Source organism: Tumebacillus amylolyticus (assembly GCF_016722965.1).
In the GTDB taxonomy this organism is placed as follows: Bacteria; Bacillota; Bacilli; order Tumebacillales; family Tumebacillaceae; genus Tumebacillus; species Tumebacillus amylolyticus.
In genome coordinates this window covers 32,312-50,556 of the sequence record NZ_JAEQNB010000004.1, presented here as the reverse complement: position 1 = coordinate 50,556, position 18,245 = coordinate 32,312, and the positions used below count along the sequence as shown (strand labels likewise).

Annotated in this window: 20 protein-coding genes; 4 read left to right on the top strand and 16 right to left on the bottom strand. The window is 56.1% G+C overall.

From position 1 onward, the window contains the following. Positions 1-10 precede the first annotated feature (10 nt). The 7 genes from ald to JJB07_RS12960 form a co-directional block, all read right to left on the bottom strand. Positions 11-1,129 carry an alanine dehydrogenase gene (gene ald, locus JJB07_RS12990; protein ID WP_201635681.1) on the bottom strand — a complete coding sequence of 373 codons (1,119 nt, stop codon included), beginning with the start codon at positions 1,127-1,129 and terminating at the stop codon, positions 11-13. 112 nt (positions 1,130-1,241) lie between these two features. Next, a complete protein-coding gene (gene fur, locus JJB07_RS12985; protein WP_201635679.1) occupies positions 1,242-1,691 on the bottom strand; it encodes a ferric iron uptake transcriptional regulator in 450 nt (149 codons plus the stop codon). Positions 1,692-1,758: 67 nt separating this feature from the next. Beyond that, positions 1,759-2,628 (bottom strand): HEAT repeat domain-containing protein, encoded by an 870-nt coding sequence (locus JJB07_RS12980; RefSeq protein WP_201635677.1) that lies wholly within the window; start codon positions 2,626-2,628, stop codon positions 1,759-1,761. Between the two features lie 68 nt (positions 2,629-2,696). Further along, entirely contained in the window at positions 2,697-3,029 is a 333-nt protein-coding gene (locus JJB07_RS12975; RefSeq protein ID WP_201635675.1) for an RNHCP domain-containing protein, read from the bottom strand. A gap of 19 nt (positions 3,030-3,048) precedes the next feature. Beyond that, entirely contained in the window at positions 3,049-3,714 is a 666-nt protein-coding gene (spoIIM, locus tag JJB07_RS12970) for a stage II sporulation protein M (RefSeq protein WP_201635673.1), read from the bottom strand. Between the two features lie 57 nt (positions 3,715-3,771). Beyond that, the gene (locus JJB07_RS12965; protein WP_201635671.1) at positions 3,772-4,962 is read right to left on the bottom strand and encodes an endonuclease Q family protein; all 1,191 of its coding nucleotides are present in this window, start codon (positions 4,960-4,962) and stop codon (positions 3,772-3,774) included. Between the two features lie 5 nt (positions 4,963-4,967). Beyond that, on the bottom strand, positions 4,968-5,528 hold the full coding sequence (locus JJB07_RS12960) for an NUDIX domain-containing protein (RefSeq protein ID WP_201635669.1): 561 nt from the start codon (positions 5,526-5,528) through the stop codon (positions 4,968-4,970). An 87-nt stretch (positions 5,529-5,615) separates the two neighbouring features. Between JJB07_RS12960 and mciZ the strand changes: the two genes are divergently transcribed. Further along, positions 5,616-5,765 (top strand): Z-ring formation inhibitor MciZ, encoded by a 150-nt coding sequence (gene mciZ / locus JJB07_RS12955; protein ID WP_201635667.1) that lies wholly within the window; start codon positions 5,616-5,618, stop codon positions 5,763-5,765. On the opposite strand, the gene JJB07_RS12950 is transcribed toward mciZ, so the two are convergent. Then, positions 5,710-6,894: a DUF3866 family protein gene (locus JJB07_RS12950; RefSeq protein WP_201635666.1), complete on the bottom strand. Its 1,185-nt coding sequence runs from the start codon at positions 6,892-6,894 to the stop codon at positions 5,710-5,712. The genes mciZ and JJB07_RS12950 overlap by 56 nt on opposite strands. After that, entirely contained in the window at positions 6,891-8,075 is a 1,185-nt protein-coding gene (locus JJB07_RS12945) for a M20/M25/M40 family metallo-hydrolase (RefSeq protein ID WP_201635664.1), read from the bottom strand. Before JJB07_RS12945 ends, JJB07_RS12950 begins: the two co-directional genes overlap by 4 nt. A 99-nt stretch (positions 8,076-8,174) precedes the next feature. Here JJB07_RS12945 and JJB07_RS12940 point away from each other — a divergent pair, with 99 nt between their 5' ends. Beyond that, a complete protein-coding gene (locus tag JJB07_RS12940) occupies positions 8,175-8,633 on the top strand; it encodes a hypothetical protein (RefSeq protein ID WP_201635662.1) in 459 nt (152 codons plus the stop codon). A 38-nt stretch (positions 8,634-8,671) separates the two neighbouring features. Here JJB07_RS12940 and floT read toward each other — a convergent pair whose 3' ends face one another. From floT to JJB07_RS12925, 4 genes are all read right to left on the bottom strand, one after another. Then, entirely contained in the window at positions 8,672-10,135 is a 1,464-nt protein-coding gene (gene floT / locus JJB07_RS12935) for a flotillin lipid rafts scaffold protein FloT (protein ID WP_201635660.1), read from the bottom strand. Between the two features lie 19 nt (positions 10,136-10,154). Further along, the gene (locus JJB07_RS12930) at positions 10,155-10,469 is read right to left on the bottom strand and encodes an NfeD family protein (RefSeq protein WP_201635658.1); all 315 of its coding nucleotides are present in this window, start codon (positions 10,467-10,469) and stop codon (positions 10,155-10,157) included. 103 nt (positions 10,470-10,572) lie between these two features. Beyond that, on the bottom strand, positions 10,573-10,701 hold the full coding sequence (locus JJB07_RS24245) for a hypothetical protein (protein WP_283809125.1): 129 nt from the start codon (positions 10,699-10,701) through the stop codon (positions 10,573-10,575). 8 nt (positions 10,702-10,709) lie between these two features. Then, the gene (locus JJB07_RS12925) at positions 10,710-12,032 is read right to left on the bottom strand and encodes a helix-turn-helix domain-containing protein (RefSeq protein WP_201635656.1); all 1,323 of its coding nucleotides are present in this window, start codon (positions 12,030-12,032) and stop codon (positions 10,710-10,712) included. Between the two features lie 239 nt (positions 12,033-12,271). Here JJB07_RS12925 and JJB07_RS12920 point away from each other — a divergent pair, with 239 nt between their 5' ends. Further along, complete coding sequence (locus tag JJB07_RS12920; RefSeq protein WP_201635654.1) at positions 12,272-13,564, top strand: helix-turn-helix domain-containing protein; 1,293 nt, start codon at positions 12,272-12,274, stop codon at positions 13,562-13,564. 52 nt (positions 13,565-13,616) lie between these two features. Here JJB07_RS12920 and JJB07_RS12915 read toward each other — a convergent pair whose 3' ends face one another. Next, positions 13,617-14,420, bottom strand: coding sequence for a TSUP family transporter (locus tag JJB07_RS12915; protein ID WP_201635652.1), 804 nt, complete (start codon positions 14,418-14,420; stop codon positions 13,617-13,619). A gap of 133 nt (positions 14,421-14,553) precedes the next feature. Between JJB07_RS12915 and JJB07_RS12910 the strand changes: the two genes are divergently transcribed. Then, complete coding sequence (locus JJB07_RS12910) at positions 14,554-14,784, top strand: hypothetical protein (protein ID WP_201635650.1); 231 nt, start codon at positions 14,554-14,556, stop codon at positions 14,782-14,784. 78 nt (positions 14,785-14,862) lie between these two features. On the opposite strand, the gene JJB07_RS12905 is transcribed toward JJB07_RS12910, so the two are convergent. Beyond that, the gene (locus JJB07_RS12905) at positions 14,863-16,080 is read right to left on the bottom strand and encodes an MFS transporter (protein WP_201635648.1); all 1,218 of its coding nucleotides are present in this window, start codon (positions 16,078-16,080) and stop codon (positions 14,863-14,865) included. Between the two features lie 172 nt (positions 16,081-16,252). Next, the gene (locus JJB07_RS12900; protein WP_201635646.1) at positions 16,253-18,235 is read right to left on the bottom strand and encodes a methyl-accepting chemotaxis protein; all 1,983 of its coding nucleotides are present in this window, start codon (positions 18,233-18,235) and stop codon (positions 16,253-16,255) included. Between the last annotated feature and the right edge of the window lie 10 nt (positions 18,236-18,245).

Genomic DNA, 18,245 nt, shown 5'->3' with positions numbered 1-18,245 from the left:
TTGGTTTTCACTATGCGAGAACTTTTTCGACTGCGGTGTACTCGTAACCCAGGGACGAAGCGACCGCTTCGAAGGTCACTTGGCCGTTGACGACGTTGATGCCCTTCGCGAGAGCCACGTTGTCGTTGCAAGCTTTCTTCCAGCCCTTGTTCGCGAGTTGCAGCGCGTAGTCGAGGGTTGCGTTGGTCAGAGCCAGCGTCGAAGTGCGAGCGACAGCGCCCGGCATGTTCGCCACTGCGTAGTGAACGACGCCGTGCTTGACGTAGGTCGGCTCGGAGTGGGTGGTGATGCGGTCGATCGTTTCCACGGAACCGCCTTGGTCGATCGCAACGTCGACGATGACGGAGCCCGGAGACATTTGTTGAACCATGTACTCCTTGACGAGTTTCGGTGCGCGTGCGCCCGGGATCAGAACCGCGCCGACCAGCAGGTCTGCGGATTTGACCGCTTGCTCGATGTTGTAGGAGTTGGACATCAGGGTCTTCACGCGACCGCCGAAGATGTCGTCCAGTTGACGGAGGCGAACTTCGGACTTGTCGAGGATGGTGACGTCTGCACCGAGACCCATCGCCATTTTCGCTGCATTGGTACCGACGACGCCGCCGCCGACGATGACGACTTTGCCCGGCAATACGCCCGGAACGCCGCCGAGCAGGATGCCTTTGCCGCCCCACGGTTTTTCGAGGAACTGAGCACCGATTTGTACCGCCATGCGGCCCGCGACTTCAGACATCGGGGTGAGCAACGGCAGGGAACGGTCCGGCAATTGGATGGTTTCGTACGCGATGGCGATGACGCCGTTGTCCACGAGAGCCTTGGTCAGTTCCGGTTCCGGAGCGAGGTGCAGGTAGGTGAACAGAACGAGACCTTGACGGAAGTGGCCGTACTCCGAAGCGATCGGTTCTTTGACTTTCATGATCATTTCGGATTTGCCCCAAACGTCTGCTGCGGAGTCGAGGATGATTGCACCTGCGTTTTTATAATCAGAGTCCGTGAAACCGCTACCAAGACCTGCGTCAGTTTCCACGTAAACTTCGTGACCTGCTTGTTTCAGTGCTTCGACGCCTGCCGGAACGATGGCAACGCGGTTTTCATTGTTCTTAATCTCTTTCGGAATCCCTACGATCATGTATGTATGCCTCCTATGTAAGTTCAGTATATTGAGCAGTGCAAGAGCCCGTACAAAGTGAAACCTCCATACGAGTCTGCAAAGTTTATTACAGCGACGTCCCTCAACCTGCCTAGTCGTTGCTTTCCTTGTCCAAGCAGGAAGCGCAATACCCGAGGAAACTGACCCGGTGATCCACGATCTTGAATTTGTGATCGCGTTCGACGCGCTCCTCCAGATCGTCGAGCAAGTCTTCGATCTCGAACAGCAACCCGCACTTGAGACAAATCAAATGGTGATGATGATGCGGATGGTCTTCGGAACGGAATTCGTAGCGTGCCACACCGTCGCCGAAATTCAGTTTCTCGATGATCTTCAATTCACACAAGAGATCCAACGTGCGGTAGACGGTCGCGAGCCCGATGTCCGGGGCTTTCTGCTTGACCAGCATGAAAATCTCTTCCGCACTGAGATGAGCTTCTTCGTTCTCAAGCAAGACCCGTAAAGTGGCTTCGCGCTGAGGGGTCAGCTTAAAGTTCTCGTTATGAAGCTGTTTCTTAATCTGATCCAGTCTCTCTTGCATCGACATTCTCCCCCTGCGCAAACCTGTCAAAATCCTATTTCATTATAACCTTATGAAATCACAATTTCTACATCCGAACGAAAAAAGAAACAAACCGATTATCATTCGGCAATCGTTTGGCAAGATTCTTGGCGGTCGTGCGCACGGCGCGCTGCACTTCTTGTTGCGGGTCGTGTTGCAAGCGCGTGAGAAGTTCGAAGGCGAGGTCGGGATGCTTGGCCCCCTGCGCGGCACTGAAGGACATGACCGCATTCCAGCGGGCGGGCCACGCGGTGTGCCGGGCCGCTTTTTTCAGAAACGAGATCGTTTGGTCCGGGTAGAGGCGCAGGAGACCGTCTCCGATGGCAAACGGACCGAGGTTTTTGCGGACATACTCCGATTCGGAGGTCATCAATTTGTCGGTCAGGTTGAGCAGGTGGTCGACGCTGTCCGGGATGCGGGCTTGGGCGGTCTGTTTGATTCCCAACGCCGTTTGCCGCAAGACCGATTCGTGCGGGTATTTTTCAATCAGTTCGTGAAAAAACGGCATGTTCGTCGGAAACTCATGCCGCATCTTCGCCGTATACGCCCCCGCCGCCCACTCGCGAACTTCCCAGTCCTCGTCGAGCGTAAGTTCGATCAGCAACGGTGTAAGCGTTTCGTCGCGAAGCCAAAGTTCTTGGAGCAGCGCACAAGCCACTTGGCGGGCGGAGGGAGAGTAAGAAGATGCGAGGTCGCGGGTGATGGAGAGAACCTCCTCGCACGTCTCCCCTGTGGAGTGTGTCCCAAATGTCTCCCAAATCGTCTTCGCCGCGAGCATTTTCTCCGCTTGCGGTGCTCCGTTTTTCCCGTGGTGGAAGCCGCTGTTCAAGAGCACCGCCAATTCACCGGCGTTGCCTGTGGCGGCGACGCGTTGGATTTCCAATTCGCGCTCGGACAGTGCGCGTTTTTTGGCCATAGAAAAAAATCGCCCCTTCCGGATACGTCCATAGTATAGACGATTCCGACAAGCAGCGACTACTGGGTTTACGAGTTTTGCTTTTTCATAATCTCAAGCATCCGGTCGAACGAGTCCGGTTGGTTCGGATCGTCGAGGGCCAATTTGTTTTTGCCGGTGTGGCCGCAAGTTTGGCAGCGGTGGACGATCATGTAGCCTTTTTTCTTGTGGTCTTCGATTCCGACGGGCTCCAGCAGACCGCCGCAATTGGCGGCGCGGTCGCCCGGGTTGATGTCGAGGTGCTTCGAATAAAAACAAACCGGGCAGTGGTTGCGGCAGGAGCCTTGCGCCAACGGCTCGACGTTCGAGCCGCACTGCTCGCAGGTAAACGATTCGTTGATGACGGTAAACTTGCGGGACATCGAGGTTGCATCTCCTAACTTAGAGTTGCGGGATCACGGCGCGCATCAGCGCCGGGGATACGTAGCCTTCTACAAACGCTGCCAGAACCATCGCGACGGCGATGCAGGTCACAAGCCCCGTGTAGCTCAGAAAACTCCGGTAGAGCATCGAACCCGTTCCGACCGTCGTGCCCACCGTGCGCGGTTGGGAGCCTGTGAAGCGGTTGCGCACGAGGCTCAGCGAGAACGAAATCCCCGCCACCCCGCAGATGAGCAACGCCGGGATGTAGATCAAGTTCTGCGGCAAGATCGCCGCCAATGCGAACGCCACGCCCTTGGCGTGAAATTGCGAGACGATGACGCCGACCGTAAAGCCGATGACGAAGCCCTTCATGAAAATCAAAACGACGATGACCGGCAGCCCGATGATCGACAGGCCGAGAATCCACATCAGCCCCGTTGTTTTCAAAAAGCTCGCCACCGAATGCCACGTGATCTCCGAGGGTGTCGTGTTGGTCGAATCGAGGTTCAGCGCTTTGAAAAACCCTTGCAAGGCGTCGTTGAGCGACGTCGCTTGATCAGGTGACAGCGCACTTACGACAATCGATCCGAAAATGACGCCGATGAAAAAAAGCACGGTGACGAAAACGAGCGTGGAACTGTGATCCCGCAGATATCGTGAGACGTTGAGTTTGACTTGACTCATCGTGTTGTCCTCCCTTTGTCGTGACTGTTAGTACAGCCTATGACGGGAGGGACGAGTCTATGAATTTAATATTTTGCCGTAGATTCCCCCGCCGCCGACGGAGATCGGCAGTTCGCCCCGTCTGGCACGGGCGATGTCGTGGGCGATCTTGGCGCCGACGACGTCGGCGATTTGCTCCTCGGTGGCGCGGTGCAGGACGTTCATCTCCGTGCCGAAGTGGTTCAGCAGTTTGTCGATCGTCTTCTTGCCGACTTTCGGGATGAATTCCAACGGGATTTGATAGAAGTAGGGAGGTCGATGCGGCGGATGGACAGGTTCCGGACGGTCCGCAATCGAGAGGATGCGGTCATGGACACCGCGCACGATTTTTTTCGAGCCGCATGCCGGGCAGTTCAGGTGTTCGATGCTCGCCGTATCCAGCACTTCGTCGCAAGCGGCACAAAACGTGCGGTGGTACTTGCCGAGTTTCGGTTCCAGCCCGAAGTTGGCGGTGACGGCGCGCCCGTCTTGGCGGAGCAGCGCCTTTTTTACCTCGTCAAAGCTCGGCTCAGCCACCCGCACACGGTTGTACTCGCGCCCAATCTTCGCCAGCGAGTGGGCGTCGGAGTTCGATACGAACGTCACGTTCTCATGCTCGGAAAAAAGATCCGCGAGGTCGGAGTCTGACGAGAGCCCCAGTTCCAGCGCGGTCAGATGTTCAAGCTCGACCATCTCGGAAATTCGCGAGACGCAGTTGCCGAGCACGCTTTTGTGCGGGGTGAAGGCGTGGTTGATGATGAACATCCCGCCAAGCTCCGTGCATTTCTGCTGCAATTCAAACGAGGTGCATCGTGCCCGCTGGGAGCTCAAAACGCGGTTGGTGACGCGCTCCCCGAGCCAATCTGAAAACTCGCGCATCGTCGCGATGTCGCGCATCCAGACGCCAAAGTGTGCCGCTCCGCCGTTCGGGCCGGAGGTTTCAACTTCGGCTCCGAGCAGGAGCGTGGTCTTGCCTTCGTAATCATAGCCCCCGCCCGGCAATTCGCGCATCACGCCGTCGCGAACGAAATCTTGAATCTCATCGAGCACAGGCGGCGAAACGGCGTCGATGATGCCGATGATCTCGATGCCCTTGCGCTCGCCCGCCTCCCGAATGATTTCAAAAAACGTCAGGTCGCGCCCTGCCGTAATCTTCACCGGCCGATGATCTCTCGTGCGCCCGATGTGAATATGTAGGTCGAGAAAAAACTCGCGGAGCTCATCCGCCATACGTCTTACTTCCCTTCACGTTGACGTTCCCGCAACCACCAGTAGACGAGTGCGACCGTCTTGGCGTCTGCGATGCGGCCGTCGAGGACCATCGCTTCCGCCTCGTCTGCCGTGACGTGCAGAACGTCGAGGAATTCGTCCTCATCAAGATTCTGCTTCAAAAGCGTCAAATCGGTCGCGACGTAGGAATGCATCAGTTCGTCCGCAAATCCGGGCGAGGTGTAAAACGAGCTCAAGTGTTTCCACTGGGCCGCTTGGTAGCCGGTCTCTTCCTCCAACTCGCGCTTCGCCGAAGTCAACGGATCTTCGCCCGGCTCCAACTTCCCTGCCGGCGTTTCCAACAGCGTGCGGTTGGTCGCTTTGCGAAATTGATTGACGAGCAGGATCTTGTCCTCCGCCGTGATGGCGAGCACCGTAACTGCACCCGGATGCTGGATGACTTCGCGTGTGGCTTGTTTGCCGTTGGGCAGTTCGACCGTCTGGACGGTCAAAGTGATGAATTTGCCTTCGTAGATCGTCTCCGAGTTCAGCTGTTTTTCAATCAAGTGGTCTACGTTTTGCGTCATTGCTTTTTTCTCCTCCTCCGGAATAAACGGAGCCCCTCCCGTCATAGACTTGAACATCTGATACGGACAAGCCGGGAGGGATTCTCAATGTTGAAAACGCAACTCACGGAAAACAGCCTGCGCATCGCGGGCAAAGCGTGGCAAGTCCGCGCCCTGCTCCGCCAGTACGCAGGCAGCAACCTTACGCTTCAACAATTTTTGGAACGGAATGCGAATTCGACTTCGACGACCCGCTAAGAAGCGCACGCTTCTTCTGCGGGCGTTTTTTTTGTCTTGCGGCCCACTCTCCCGCCGCACCTGCAGCGAGGAAAAAAGCCGGATCGTCCGAAAGCGTCCGACCCATCGTTCTTAATGGTACTGGAAAACGCTGTGATGCGTCCAGTATGGAACGTCCGGAGAGTCCGACGAGTCGGTGACGCAGATGCAGACCCGACTGCGTGATCTGCTTCCAGACGGCGGTCGCTTGGGCATCGTCGAGGTTGGGGAGCGGCACGGTAGCCGAGGCAAGAGCCACGCGGCCGAGGGCGGTCAAGGTGTGATGCGAGAGACCTTGGTGGCGTTCGCGTTTGTCTGCAAAAGACAAGCGCGGGACGACGATCGCTTCGCCCTCCAGCACATGCACGGCGTTGACAGCCTGCCCGACTTCGATGCCGGTGTGCCCATAGCGTGTACCCGTTCCGACGATGCCGGGGCCCATGCCGCAGAGGATGATGTCCGCTTGCAAAACGTGTTTGGCCGCGAGCAGGCCGCTGTAGAGATTGACCGCTTCCAAATCACCGCCGTACGCATGGCCCACGGTAACGGTGGCGGTGAGCAGGCCGAGTTTTTTGAGCGTTGCGATGGTTTTGGAGAAGTGCATCGGAAGCGCTCCGCCGTCGGTCATGACGTAGACGACGCGGGGCTGAGCTGTGTCCTCGATTTCTTCCCCTTCGTTTTCTCCCCCACCATTTGACATCTCGTGGTGAAACGACATCGCCACGGCGGGGATCATGCTGTGAAGTTCGCAGATGATGACGGGGGTTCCGTCGAGAGTTTCTGCCTCTGTCATCACGGCGTGCATCGGATGGCTTTGCTCTTCGACGGCGTGGACCGCCATTTGTTGCGGAGTGTAGCGGAGTTTGATGATGTGCCCGTCGCCGGAAAGAGTCGACGGGCTTTTTCCCTCGATGGAGACCACGAAATGAACGCCGCCCGTGCCCAGACGCAAGCGAACTCCCGTTGTGTTCAGGAGGACGGTGTCCCCGACCTCGACCGTTTGGGCGAGCGACGGTTCGATCATCGCCCGCTCGAGTTCCCCGTTGACTTCGACCAGCAATTCTCCTTCCAGCACCGCAGAAACGGTGCCGCGCTCCAAGCTTCGCATCATTTGGCTTCTACCCCCGCACGTTCCGCCGCTGTTTGGATGATGCCGACGACGAGACGGGTGGCGTCGGTCAGGTCTTTGATGCGCAGGTTTTCTTCGACCGTGTGGTCCTTGTTGGCGCCGACGCCGAGGTTGACGGCGGGGATGCCCTTGGTGTTGAGGTTGTTCGTGTCGGAGCCTCCGCCGCGCGGAGCCAGTTTCGGTTCGATGCCGACTTTGCGCAGGCCTTCCATCGCGAGGCGCACCACTTCGTCCTCTGCGCTCAAGTTGAAGCCGGAGTAGATTTTTTCCTCGCGAATGTCCACTTTCGCACTCCACTTTTCGCCGGCCATCTGGAAGGCGGAGTGAACTTTTGCGATCTGCTCGCTGAGTTTCTGCTCGTTGCGGCTGCGGACTTCGCCGAGAATTTCGCAGCGGTCACAGACGATGTTGGTTTTTTCCCCGCCTTGGATGATGCCGATGTTGATCGTGGTTTCTTCGTCGATGCGTCCGAGTTTGAGTTTGGAAATCGCATCGGCGGCGACGGAGATCGCGTTCAGGCCGTCCTCCGGGTTGACGCCGGAGTGTGCCGCTTTGCCGTAGATGAGCACGGTAAAGTCCACCTCCGTCGGGGACGAGACGATAATCGAGTCGGGCGGTCCGCCGGAATCCATGACGAACGCGAAGTCGGCGTTGATTTTTTTCATATCGAGGTAGAGCGATCCGTAGAGGCCGGTCTCTTCGGCGATGGTGAAGGCGAATTGCAGGTCGCCGTGTTCGATGTTGTTTTCCTTGAGGAAGCGAATCGCTTCGAGGATGGCAGCAATCCCGGCGCGATCGTCGGCACCGAGGATGGTCTTGCCGTCTGTGCGGATGACGTCGCCCTCAATCTGCGGTTTGATGCCCGGTGCGGCGACGACGGTGTCCATGTGGGCGGTGAACAGGAGTTTTGGCGCGCCTTGGACGGTGCCTTTGAGCGTGGCGATCAAGTTGCCGGTCTGTTTCTCGTGCTTGAGCAGTTCGCGAGTTTCCTTGCCCAATCCTTGCATGACTTTGTTGCCCGCATCGTCCTCTGTGACCTCCAGGCCGAGTTCTTTCAATGTTTTCAAAAGATGATCGGCCATCGGCCGCTCGAAATACGAAGGGGTGTCGATCTTCACGAGCTCCAGAAAGGTATCGACGACTCGTTTTTCATTCAGTTCCACCCGACTCACTCCTTTGCCGAAAAATGGTTGGTGTACCTGAACTAGTATGCGCTGGAATCGGGCATTCTAAGACAAACACCTGCACGGAGGAGGAGCTTCATGTCCACGACCACCACGAACCCCAACACGCCGAATTACGATGAACTGCTGAACAAGTTGTTGCGCAAGTACGATCCGGGCCACTTCCGCAAACAACTGGCGATTGAATTCCAAGGTCCGTTGCCGACGCTGCCGGAGGAGTTGGCGGCTTTTTACAAGGAAATCGGCCCGAATGAATGGAAGTTCGACGTCAACGGGCGTGAGTTTTACCTGCCCGCGTTGCACCGGCTGGACGATTTGGATCAACCGTATCGAGATGCGTTGGTGTTCGTGGTGGTCGATGAAGCGCAATGGATCGTGTACCATACGTCAGGGAACTTGTATCGGCATGATGTGAAATTGAAGCGATTGGTGAAGGTGAGCGAAAGTTTTGCAAATTCCCTCGGTGACTTGGTGGAGATTGCAACGGCTGATGAGGGGTCGGTTGCGGAGAAGTTGCTGACGCAATACGGTCTGTAATAAAGCCCGCCGTCTCGCAGGGAGACGGCGGGCTTTTTTTATTCCACTTTGGTTTTGCGTTGGGTGAGCCCTTTGATCAGGGCTTCAACGTCGAGGCCGGAGACGCTTTTTAGCATTTCGGGGGCGGTGGCCATCAGTTCTGTGACGTAGTTGGAGACGCGGGTGGCGCCGGCTCCGTTACCGGTGTCCACGACGGTCAGTTTGTCGATCTGCGAGATCGGCTGTGCGATTCGACCTGCCAGTTCCGGGAGCATCTTGACGATGATGTCTAAGACCGCCGCTTCACCGAACTTCTGGAACGCTTCGGCGAGTTTCTCCTTGGCTTGCGCTTCGGCAAGACCTCGCAGGCGGATGACATCCGCTTCGGCTGTCCCTTTTGCCCGTTCTGCATCGGCAATCGCCAAGCCTTCCAATCGCTTCTGTTCGGCATGCGCTTTGGCTTCCGCTTCGATCTTGTATTGCTGGGCGTCCGCTTCACGCATGCGGCGGGCTTTGTCCGCTTCGGCCGCTTGTTCGACGGCGTAGCGGTCGGCGTCCGCTTTTTTCTTGACCTCGGCGTCGTATTGCTTCTCGCGACGCACGATCTCCTTTTCTTCCAACTCGATCGTGCGGTCCTTGCGCACCAGTTCGATCTGCATCTGCTCTTCCACGACCTGCTGCTTCGCCCGCGCTTCTTGCACGGCGTACGCTTGGTCCGCTTCGGCACGCGCCATGTCTTGCTCCCGTTTGAAGGATGCCACTTTCAGTTCCTTGTCTTTCTCCGCTTCGGCGACGTTCGTGTCGCGCAAAAGTTCGGCACGCTGGGCTTCTTCGTGCGCCTTCGCTTTCTGAATGCGGGCATCGCGGAACGCTTCCGCCTCTGCGATGTCGGCGTCCCGCTTGACTGCGGCGATACGCGGTTTCCCGAGCGCTTCGAGGTAGCCGTTTTTGTCCCGCACGTCCCGGATGGTGAACGAGACGATCTGCAAGCCCATTTTTCGCAAATCTTTGGCGGCGACCGACTGCACTTCTTGGGCGAACTTCTCGCGGTTGCGGTACACTTCCTCGACGGTCATCGCGCCCAAGATCGCCCGCAGATGGCCTTCCAGCACTTCTTGCGCTTCGGCATCGACCGCTTTTTCATCCTTGCCCATGAACTGCTCCGCCGCCGTGGCGACGTCCTCGACCGTGCCGCCGACTTTGATGATCGCCACACCGTCCGCCATGATCGGCACGCCCTGCCCGGTGTACACTTCCTGCGTGGAGACGTGAAGTTTATGAGAGAGCAAGGAGAGCAACTCCGCTTTTTGAAAAATCGGCACGATGAACGCACCGCCGCCGCGCACGATCTTGATCTTGCGGCCCGATTCGTCGACGTTGACGTTTTTGTGCCCGAGGAAACTGCCCGTGACGATCATCGCCGACTCCGGGCCGACGGTGCGATATCGAGCCCAGAATGCAAGGGCGAGAATCAATAAGACTCCGAGAAAAACGGCGGGGAGAGTGACATAGATCGGTGGCATGTGAGCGACAACCCCTTTCTTATTCGAACGGTGAGACGTAGATCGTGTGCTGAGCCGCACGGACGATCACGACGCGTGTGCCTTCCGGAATCGGGTCGCCCGAAAAACTGCCGGCGATTTGGTTGGTGTTGCTCGCACCCACGCGAATCAACACTTCGCCATAGCCGCCCTTGACCGGAATGGTCACAGTGACAACGCCGATCTTGCCGACGAGGTCTTGGATCGAGAAGCCGCTGGACACTTCGGCGCGTTGCATGGACGGCGTATAGATGAAATACGCGATCAACGCGACGAACGCGAGCATGATCCCGGCGGCCCAATAGAACCAATGCATAAGGCTCCCCCTCTCTCTTACCCATACATATGTTTCCTAAATCCTGTAAAACACAAAAAAGCTCCCCGGTTTTGACGGCGAGCTCTTTCCAGATACGTTCTATTTATTTAGTCGTCGTCGTACCTACCAGGTTGTAAGGAGGCATTTGGTTGGCTTCCTTTTGCTCAACTGTGGAAACGATGGAGACGAATGCCAGTGCAGCCACCAGTGCCAAAGCTACGAATTTTTTCATGAATCCCGTCACCTCCTCTTGCCGAATTCTAGTGCTTTCTCATTGTATTGTACAGCTTTTCGATAGATTTCAACAGCCCTAGAATCACTTTTTTTATAGAATTCTTCTGCCAATTCTTTGGCAACTTCATACGCTTCGAAGACCACGTGATTGTCGTCGTAAATGTTTAGAGCTTTTTCCAACTGTGTAACGTAGGCTTCAAAGTCCCCTTGCTCCCTTTTAACCCAACCCAAGATGCGATTCGCCTTGGCGCGCTCTTGGTACGTCTGCTTCGCGGCGCGTTCGGAAACTTCCAAAGCCTGCTCCACATACGCGATCGTCCGGGTATATTCACCCGTTCGAAACTTGAGTTCCGCCAGATAGAGCAGCGTTTCGCACAGGAATTTGTGGTTCTCCAGAATCTCATAGACTTTGACGGCACGATTTAAATGGGAGAACGCTTGTCCGTACTCTTCGCGCTCCAGGTACATACAGCCCATGTTGTTGTTGATAATCCCCACGTCGATCAGGTATTGATTGTCGGTCGCTTCCTTGAGCGTTCCCGTGAAGATCTCCTCCGCCTGCTCGAAGTTGCCAAGCAGCCTCATGACGGTCGCTTTCATATAAGTAGAACGAATCCGCCACAAGTGTCGGTTGATCTCGGTCGCCATCAGCTCCGCCTTCTCAAAATAACGCAGGGCGGTGCGGTGGTTGTTCATACTGAAATGAATGCGCGCCAGAGAGTAGTAGACGCGAAAACGGGTTTCAAAGTTGCTTTGCAGATTGTCAATTTCCTGATCGGCGCGGCAATACGCATCGTATGCCGCAACTTGGTGACCGCTGTATTCATATGCAATCCCATATTCCAAATGGAAAAACAACCGGTCTTCCGCCGTCATCGGCAAGTTTTCTTCGAAGACTCCCTGCACAATCTGGATAACTTTCTCCGTTTCGTTGATCTGATTGAGCAACGAACATTGAATTTGCAAGCTTTCCAGCAACAACGACGGATACTCAAACGCCCGCGACTGTTCCACCACGAGCACCACATACTCCAACGCTCGCTCGATGTTGCCGGCCGTTCGAGAGTCTTTGGCCAACTGCAACGTCTCGCTCAATTCTTCCAACAGCGCGTCTTGTGATTCGATCCGTTCGACGGTGACTCCCAAGCGGTTGGACATCTCTTTTAAGATCGTTCGCTTCAAATAGGTCTTCCCATTTTCCACTTTGCTCAACTGGCTGACACTACAAAGTCCTTCAGCCAGTTCATCTTGGGTTAACCCTTTAAGCAACCTATATTTGCGAAGGTTTTCGCCTATGAGGCGATTTCGTTCGTCGATCGCCAGTGTCATGGTGAATCACCTCGAATTGAATTATCTGCACTTTAGAATGATACCATAGTTTTGATCACCTAAACATAATTCCTGCTTTCAGGAATATTTTTCTCATCAACTAGAAAACTTTCGAAAAAGGCGGAATGTTTCTCTACCTTTCTCTCAGACCTTCCCTTTCTTCAAAGTGAATATTATCATATTTAGTATTAGAGTGATTTCACAAAATACGATTGTCTTGAAAAAAGGAGATATCACATATGTTAAGCTTGGGAACCCGCATTCGAGAGATGCGCCTAAAAAAATCGATGACCCAAATTGATCTTGCCAAGGATCTCTGTACGCCGAGCATGATTTCGCAAATTGAATCGGACCGTGCAAGACCCAGTTATAAAATTTTGTTCGAGATCGCCAAAAAATTAGATGTCACGTTGGACAAGCTGCTGGTCAATGTAGACCTTGACCTTGAACATATGAGCACCTTTAAAATGGCGCAAACGATGATGGCTTCCAAAGAATACCGCGCCGCCCTACCGCTTTTGGAAAGCGTAGCCGACCACGCCGGCGAAGGCAACATTCCGCAGATCGACCTGCTCCAAGCGCTCGGCACCTGCCAGTTTCACGAAGGCAAACTGCATGCTTCCGAATTGAATTTCCAACAAGCGATGGAACTCGCTCAAGTGGAGGGCCATGTCGATGCGACTGTGCAGTCGCTGCTCATGCTCGGCCACATCGCCTATGAGAAACGCAATTTGCCCGTGGCTCTGCACAATTGGTTGCACGGCCTCGACGAACTCCATCGCACCGATTGCCCCGACCCGGCGCTCGAAGTCGAACTGTTGACCCGCATCGCTTCGGCGCACTTCGATTCCGGCAAAATTCAAGACGCGGTGGAAATTTACGAAGACCTCGTCACCCGCTACTGCGACTCCGGCCATATCCGCGAGATGGCAGAACTGCATCGTCGTCTCGGCGATTCTTACCGCCGCCTCGAACAGCACAGCAAAGCGATTCACCATTTGGAACAAGCGATCACCCTCTACAAAACGATGCGCTTCCAACATTCGCTCTTGGAAGTTCGCCGTCAACACGCGATCCTCCAAGGAGAAACCGGGTCGCTCAGCGCTGCAATGGCCGTCCTCGAAGAAGTCGCCGACGAATACGAGCGAGAAGGCGATGAAGTGGCAGAAAGCACCACGCTGATTGCCTTGGGCAAGATGGCGCTTGAATCGTTCAACTACCCGCTCGCCGAGCAAGTGGCCCTTCGCGCCCAAGAGATGCTTCCGGCAGACCAACCGGAGACGGGCGATCTGCACCGTCTGTTTGCCACCCTGCACCTTGCCAACAACCGCCACACGCAAGGCATCGAATCACTGCGACTCGCCATCTCCTCCTACCGCAGCCACAACCGTCTGCACGAACTTGAACAAGCGACCCAAGAGCTCTGCGATTCGCTTGCCACCACGCAATCGTTTGAAGTCGCTTTTAAGGAACTGCTCGGCACACACTCCCTGATCCTCGAAACGCTCAACCATCGCGGGATCGTCTTGTAAAAAAAAGTCCACGGGGCAGCGGTCCCCGTGGACTTTTTTCATATCTTCGGTCTTAGGTTTCGATCCACTTGTAGATCAACTCGCCCCAGATGTTCAGCGCAGAGACGAAAATGATCGCGACCAAAACCAAACGAAGCACCTGCACGTTCATACGTTGCCCGATCCGCGCCCCGAACGTGGAGCCGAACAGACTCGCCGCGACGATCATCGCCGTCAGCGCGATGTGGACATGTCCCCCCGCCGACTTGCCGATCACACCGCCAATCGAGGAGAGAAACACAACGATCAAGGACGAAGCGATCGCCGTTCGGGTCGGCAGTTTCAAAATGCCGAGCATGATCGGAATCAGCAGGAACGACCCACCCGCTCCGACGATGCCGGAGAGCAACCCGACGGCGACGGCAAGCGTGATCGCAAGCGACCGCTTGAATTCGATGTGCGCCGGCGGCTCTGCACTCTCAAGCGTTCCGCCTTGTCGTTTTTTCAACATCAGCACGACGGCGAGCAGTGCCATGCAACCGTACAGGATGTGAATGACTTGCCCCGGCATGAAACCGGACAACAAACTGCCGATCAAACTCCCTCCGGTCATCCCTCCGCCAATCGTCAGTACGACGCTTCGGTTCAACCACGGAGATTTGCGGTACATCAACATCCCGATCCCGCTGGACGCAAACACTTGAAACATCGTCACCGCCGAAATTTCATTGGGCGTCATCGCATACGCCCCAAACAATGGGGGAACAAAAAAGAGAAGCGGGTATGTAACAATCGCCCCGCCAACGCCTAGTAGGCCGGAGCAAAAGGAACCGATCAAGCCTATGATCACGTATACTGCAACATCTGCAGCCGTCACGTTTATGCCTCCCCTGTACGCCTTGACAACGGTCAATTTCTATATTTTTATGATACCACAAAAGTTGCACTTGCGCGGGAGGATTCGCCGCCGTATAATCCAAGTATAATGATAGGGAATATGGTGATAACAGATGAACGCATGGAACCGCTTTTGGAAACCGTTGACCGGACGTTGCCCGTATTGCAACGACAAACTGATCACCATACCCTCGGATACCGGTTTCGGAAGTCGATACCGCGCCTGCCCCAACCAGCACTATGTCGAGGAAACAGTGCCGGCGGCCGACACGGTGCTCGTCTATGAACTGAACGGTGCGGTGATCTCACATCCCGTGTTGGATCAAATCGACTCGCAACTGTAGACCTCCATGCTCCACCTTTACACAATCAAAGGGAGTCCTTCCACGTGAAGGGCTCCCTTTTTTTTGCTGAACGTGAGGTTATGCGCTTTTGGCGGTTTGCGGTTTGACGACCGATTGACGCGGCCAGAGCATGACGTTGCCGGCGTTTACGAGCAGCAGCAGTCCGGTGATCACGAACACGAACGGTATCGAGACGAAGCCGCTCATGAAGCCGCCGATCAGCGGGCCGATCATCGCGCCGAATTGGTTGGCGGACGTCGTCAAGCCAAACGCACGACCCCGGAAGTCAGCCGATGTGTTCTCCACGACGATGGCGTTGCATGCGGGCAAGATCCCCGCCATGAACAACCCGATGGCAAAACGGTTGATACTAAACGTCAGCAAGTTGTCAGGCAGGACTTGTGCGATGGTCAGCACGCCCGCTCCGAGCAACGCGATCAGCAACGTGCTGCGGAAGCCCTGCTTCTGCCCCCAGCGTCCCCAGTACGGAGCCGCGATGATCATCGCGATGCCGGAGAGCGAGAAGATCAGGCCTGAGGAGAGTACAGAACCGTCCAGGCTGCCTTGCAGATCGGCCACGTACAGCGTCAGGACCGGTTGCAAGATCGCCAATGCGGTTTGGAAAACGATCAAGATCGACAGCGCCCGCAGCATCGGGCGGTTGTTCCACGCGACTTTGACGTCGTCGCGGATGCGGGAGCGCTCCTTGGCCGGGGCGACCGGCGTCTCGTGGACGAATTTCAGGACGAGCAAGGTGGCGAGCAAAACGGAGACCCCGGAGGCGATGAACGACATCCGCATGCCGAAGATCTCCGACAAAACTCCGCCCATCAGCGGGCCGAGGATGCCGCCCGTAGCACCCGCGGTCTGCATGAGACCGAGACTCCAGCCCATGTGCTTCTCCGGAGTGGTCGAGGCGACGATGGCCATCGAGGCGGGCACGAAGCCTGCCACCAGGCCGTGCAAGACGCGCACGCCGAGCAATTCCCACGGGGAATGGACAAACGCACCGAGCGAGTAGACGAAGAACAGCGAGAATCCGGCGCGCAAGATCATTTTTTTCTTGCCGTGCTTGTCGGCAAGTGCGCCCCAGTACGGCGCCATGATTCCACCGACGAGGAAGGAAACCGAGAAGATGATCCCCGACCACCAGTTGGCGTCACTTTTGGCAACCCCGAGCTCTTGGATCAGGTACAGCGGCAGGAACGGCACGACCATGGTGTAACTTGCATTGGTGAGCAACGAGCCGAACCAAAGAATCCAGACGGTGCGTTTCCATGATGAGGATGATTCCATTGTTGGGGTCACTCCTTCTCTTAAACTTTTTTCAATCGCTTCAAAAACTTCACGAATTTGTCGGTATCCTTACTATATTCTTTTCGGCGGGCGAAATAAAGTCTTTTTTTGAAAAATAGAAAAAGCGGCACTCTCGTCTCATGAGAGTGCCGCTTTCTTTTTTAATGATCCATTACTCGTTGCATTCAAATCGTCCGACCGCTCCGTTGAGGGTTTCAGAGAGACGACGCAGTTCTTCCATTGATTGCGCCAGAGAGATCATCATCGCGCTCTGTTCTTCGATGGCGGCCGCGACTTCCTCGGTGGAAGCGACGGTCGTTTCGGAGACGTGGGCGATGGAATGGAACTCCTGCTCGACGATCTTGGAGTGCAGCGAGGCGGTCTTCGTCAGTTCGTAGACCCCTGCCACTCCGCTCGTCACACCGAGCAGACGCTCTCCGACGATGCCAAACGCCTGCTCGGTTTCGACCATCGCCCGCTCGCCGCCGATCACCGCTTGCAAGCCCTGTTGCATGCCGGCGATGCTCGCTTCTACTTGCTCGCGAATGCCCAGAACGAGCTCGGCGATTTCACGTGCCGCCAGCTCCGATTGCTCGGCGAGTTTGCGCACTTCGTCGGCGACGACGGAGAAGCCCCGTCCCTGTTCCCCGGCTCGTGCAGCTTCGATGGCGGCGTTGAGTGCCAAGAGATTGGTCTGTCCGGCAATCGCACCGATCACGTCGACGATGGAACCGATTCGCTCCGACTGTTCGCCCAAGATGTTCATCGTTTCCGAGGTGTGTTGGACATGGCGGTGGATCTGGTTCATTTCTTCGCGTGTGCGTTGCAGGGTCTTGCGGCCGGCGTTCGAAGCAACGTCTACGTCAAGGGCGAGGTCGCTCAGTTCCTTGGTGGAAGCCGCGATGCTCTCCAAGTCGTGCACGATGTTGCTCATCTCGTCGTTGGCGCGTTGCAGCGACTGATTCTGGCGTTCGCTGCCCGACGCTACTTCATCCACGGAGCGGGTGACTTGCTCGGCGGCCGCCGTCGCTTCTTGGGTGCCGCTGTGAATCTGCTCGGACAGCTCCGACGCCTGCGCCGCACTCTGTCCCGCAACCATCATGAGATCGCGAATGTTGCGAATCATGAGATCGTAGTGGGAAAGCAACTGTTGAAGTTCTCCAGAAGCTTTGACTTTTTTCACCTGACGCAAGCGACCGTTTGCCGCTTCCGACAAGCCGTCCATCACCGCCGTCATGGGACGCACGATGCGGTTGGAACTGCGCACGGCGATGAAGACGGAGAGCAAGATCGTCAGAACCGCCAGCGCGATGCTGTACGTGAGGATCTTATGTTGGGCGCTCACAATCGCCTCTCTCGACATCGAGACGCGCATGACGGCGAGCGTGACGTTTTTGTCATAGTCGGTGAGCGGAACGTAGACGAAATCGAACGGCGCGCCGTTGACATCGCCCGTGGTCTGAAACGCTTGCTGTTTGTCGATGACGCTTGCCAGCAACGCGTCACCGCTCATCGTGTCTTGCTCCCCTTGGATGGTGGAAACGAGCATTTTTTTCGTGGCGGCGCTGTACACGCTCACTTCGCCGTTGACGATGCCCTTGAGACGTTGGACGAGTTTGTCATCGGTTGCGTAGCCGTAGGAGATCGTGCCTTTGACGATGTTGCCGGCCTTGATCGGGGCGACACTGCGCACGGAGAGGCGATCGTTGTCTTCTTCGACGGCAGCGATCGTCTTGCCCGACGAGATCGCAAGCGAGATCATCGGATTGGCAGACTTGCTATCCCCGAACTTTTCCGGGTCGTATGCCCGATAGATGACAGTCCCCATCGAATTGCCGATCTCGAGGACGGAAAGTTCTTGTGTTTTCAGGTCTTGGTAGACCGGATCAATCAACTCCGACAATTTCTTGCGGTCCTGTGTCTGCAAGGCCGCATTGATCTGCGGGTCGCGCGACGCTTGGATGGCAAGCGCCGTGGCGTTCTGCTCTTGCGATTGAATCGCTTGCACGACGGTGTTCTGTGCGGCTTGGACAGACGTTGCCTGCAAGTCGGACAGCGCACGCATCGACACGGTATTGCTGACTACTCCCATCGCCATCATCGGCACGAGTGCCAGACTCAACAACAGGCCCACCGTTTGGGTACGTAATTTCATGGTGTCGCTC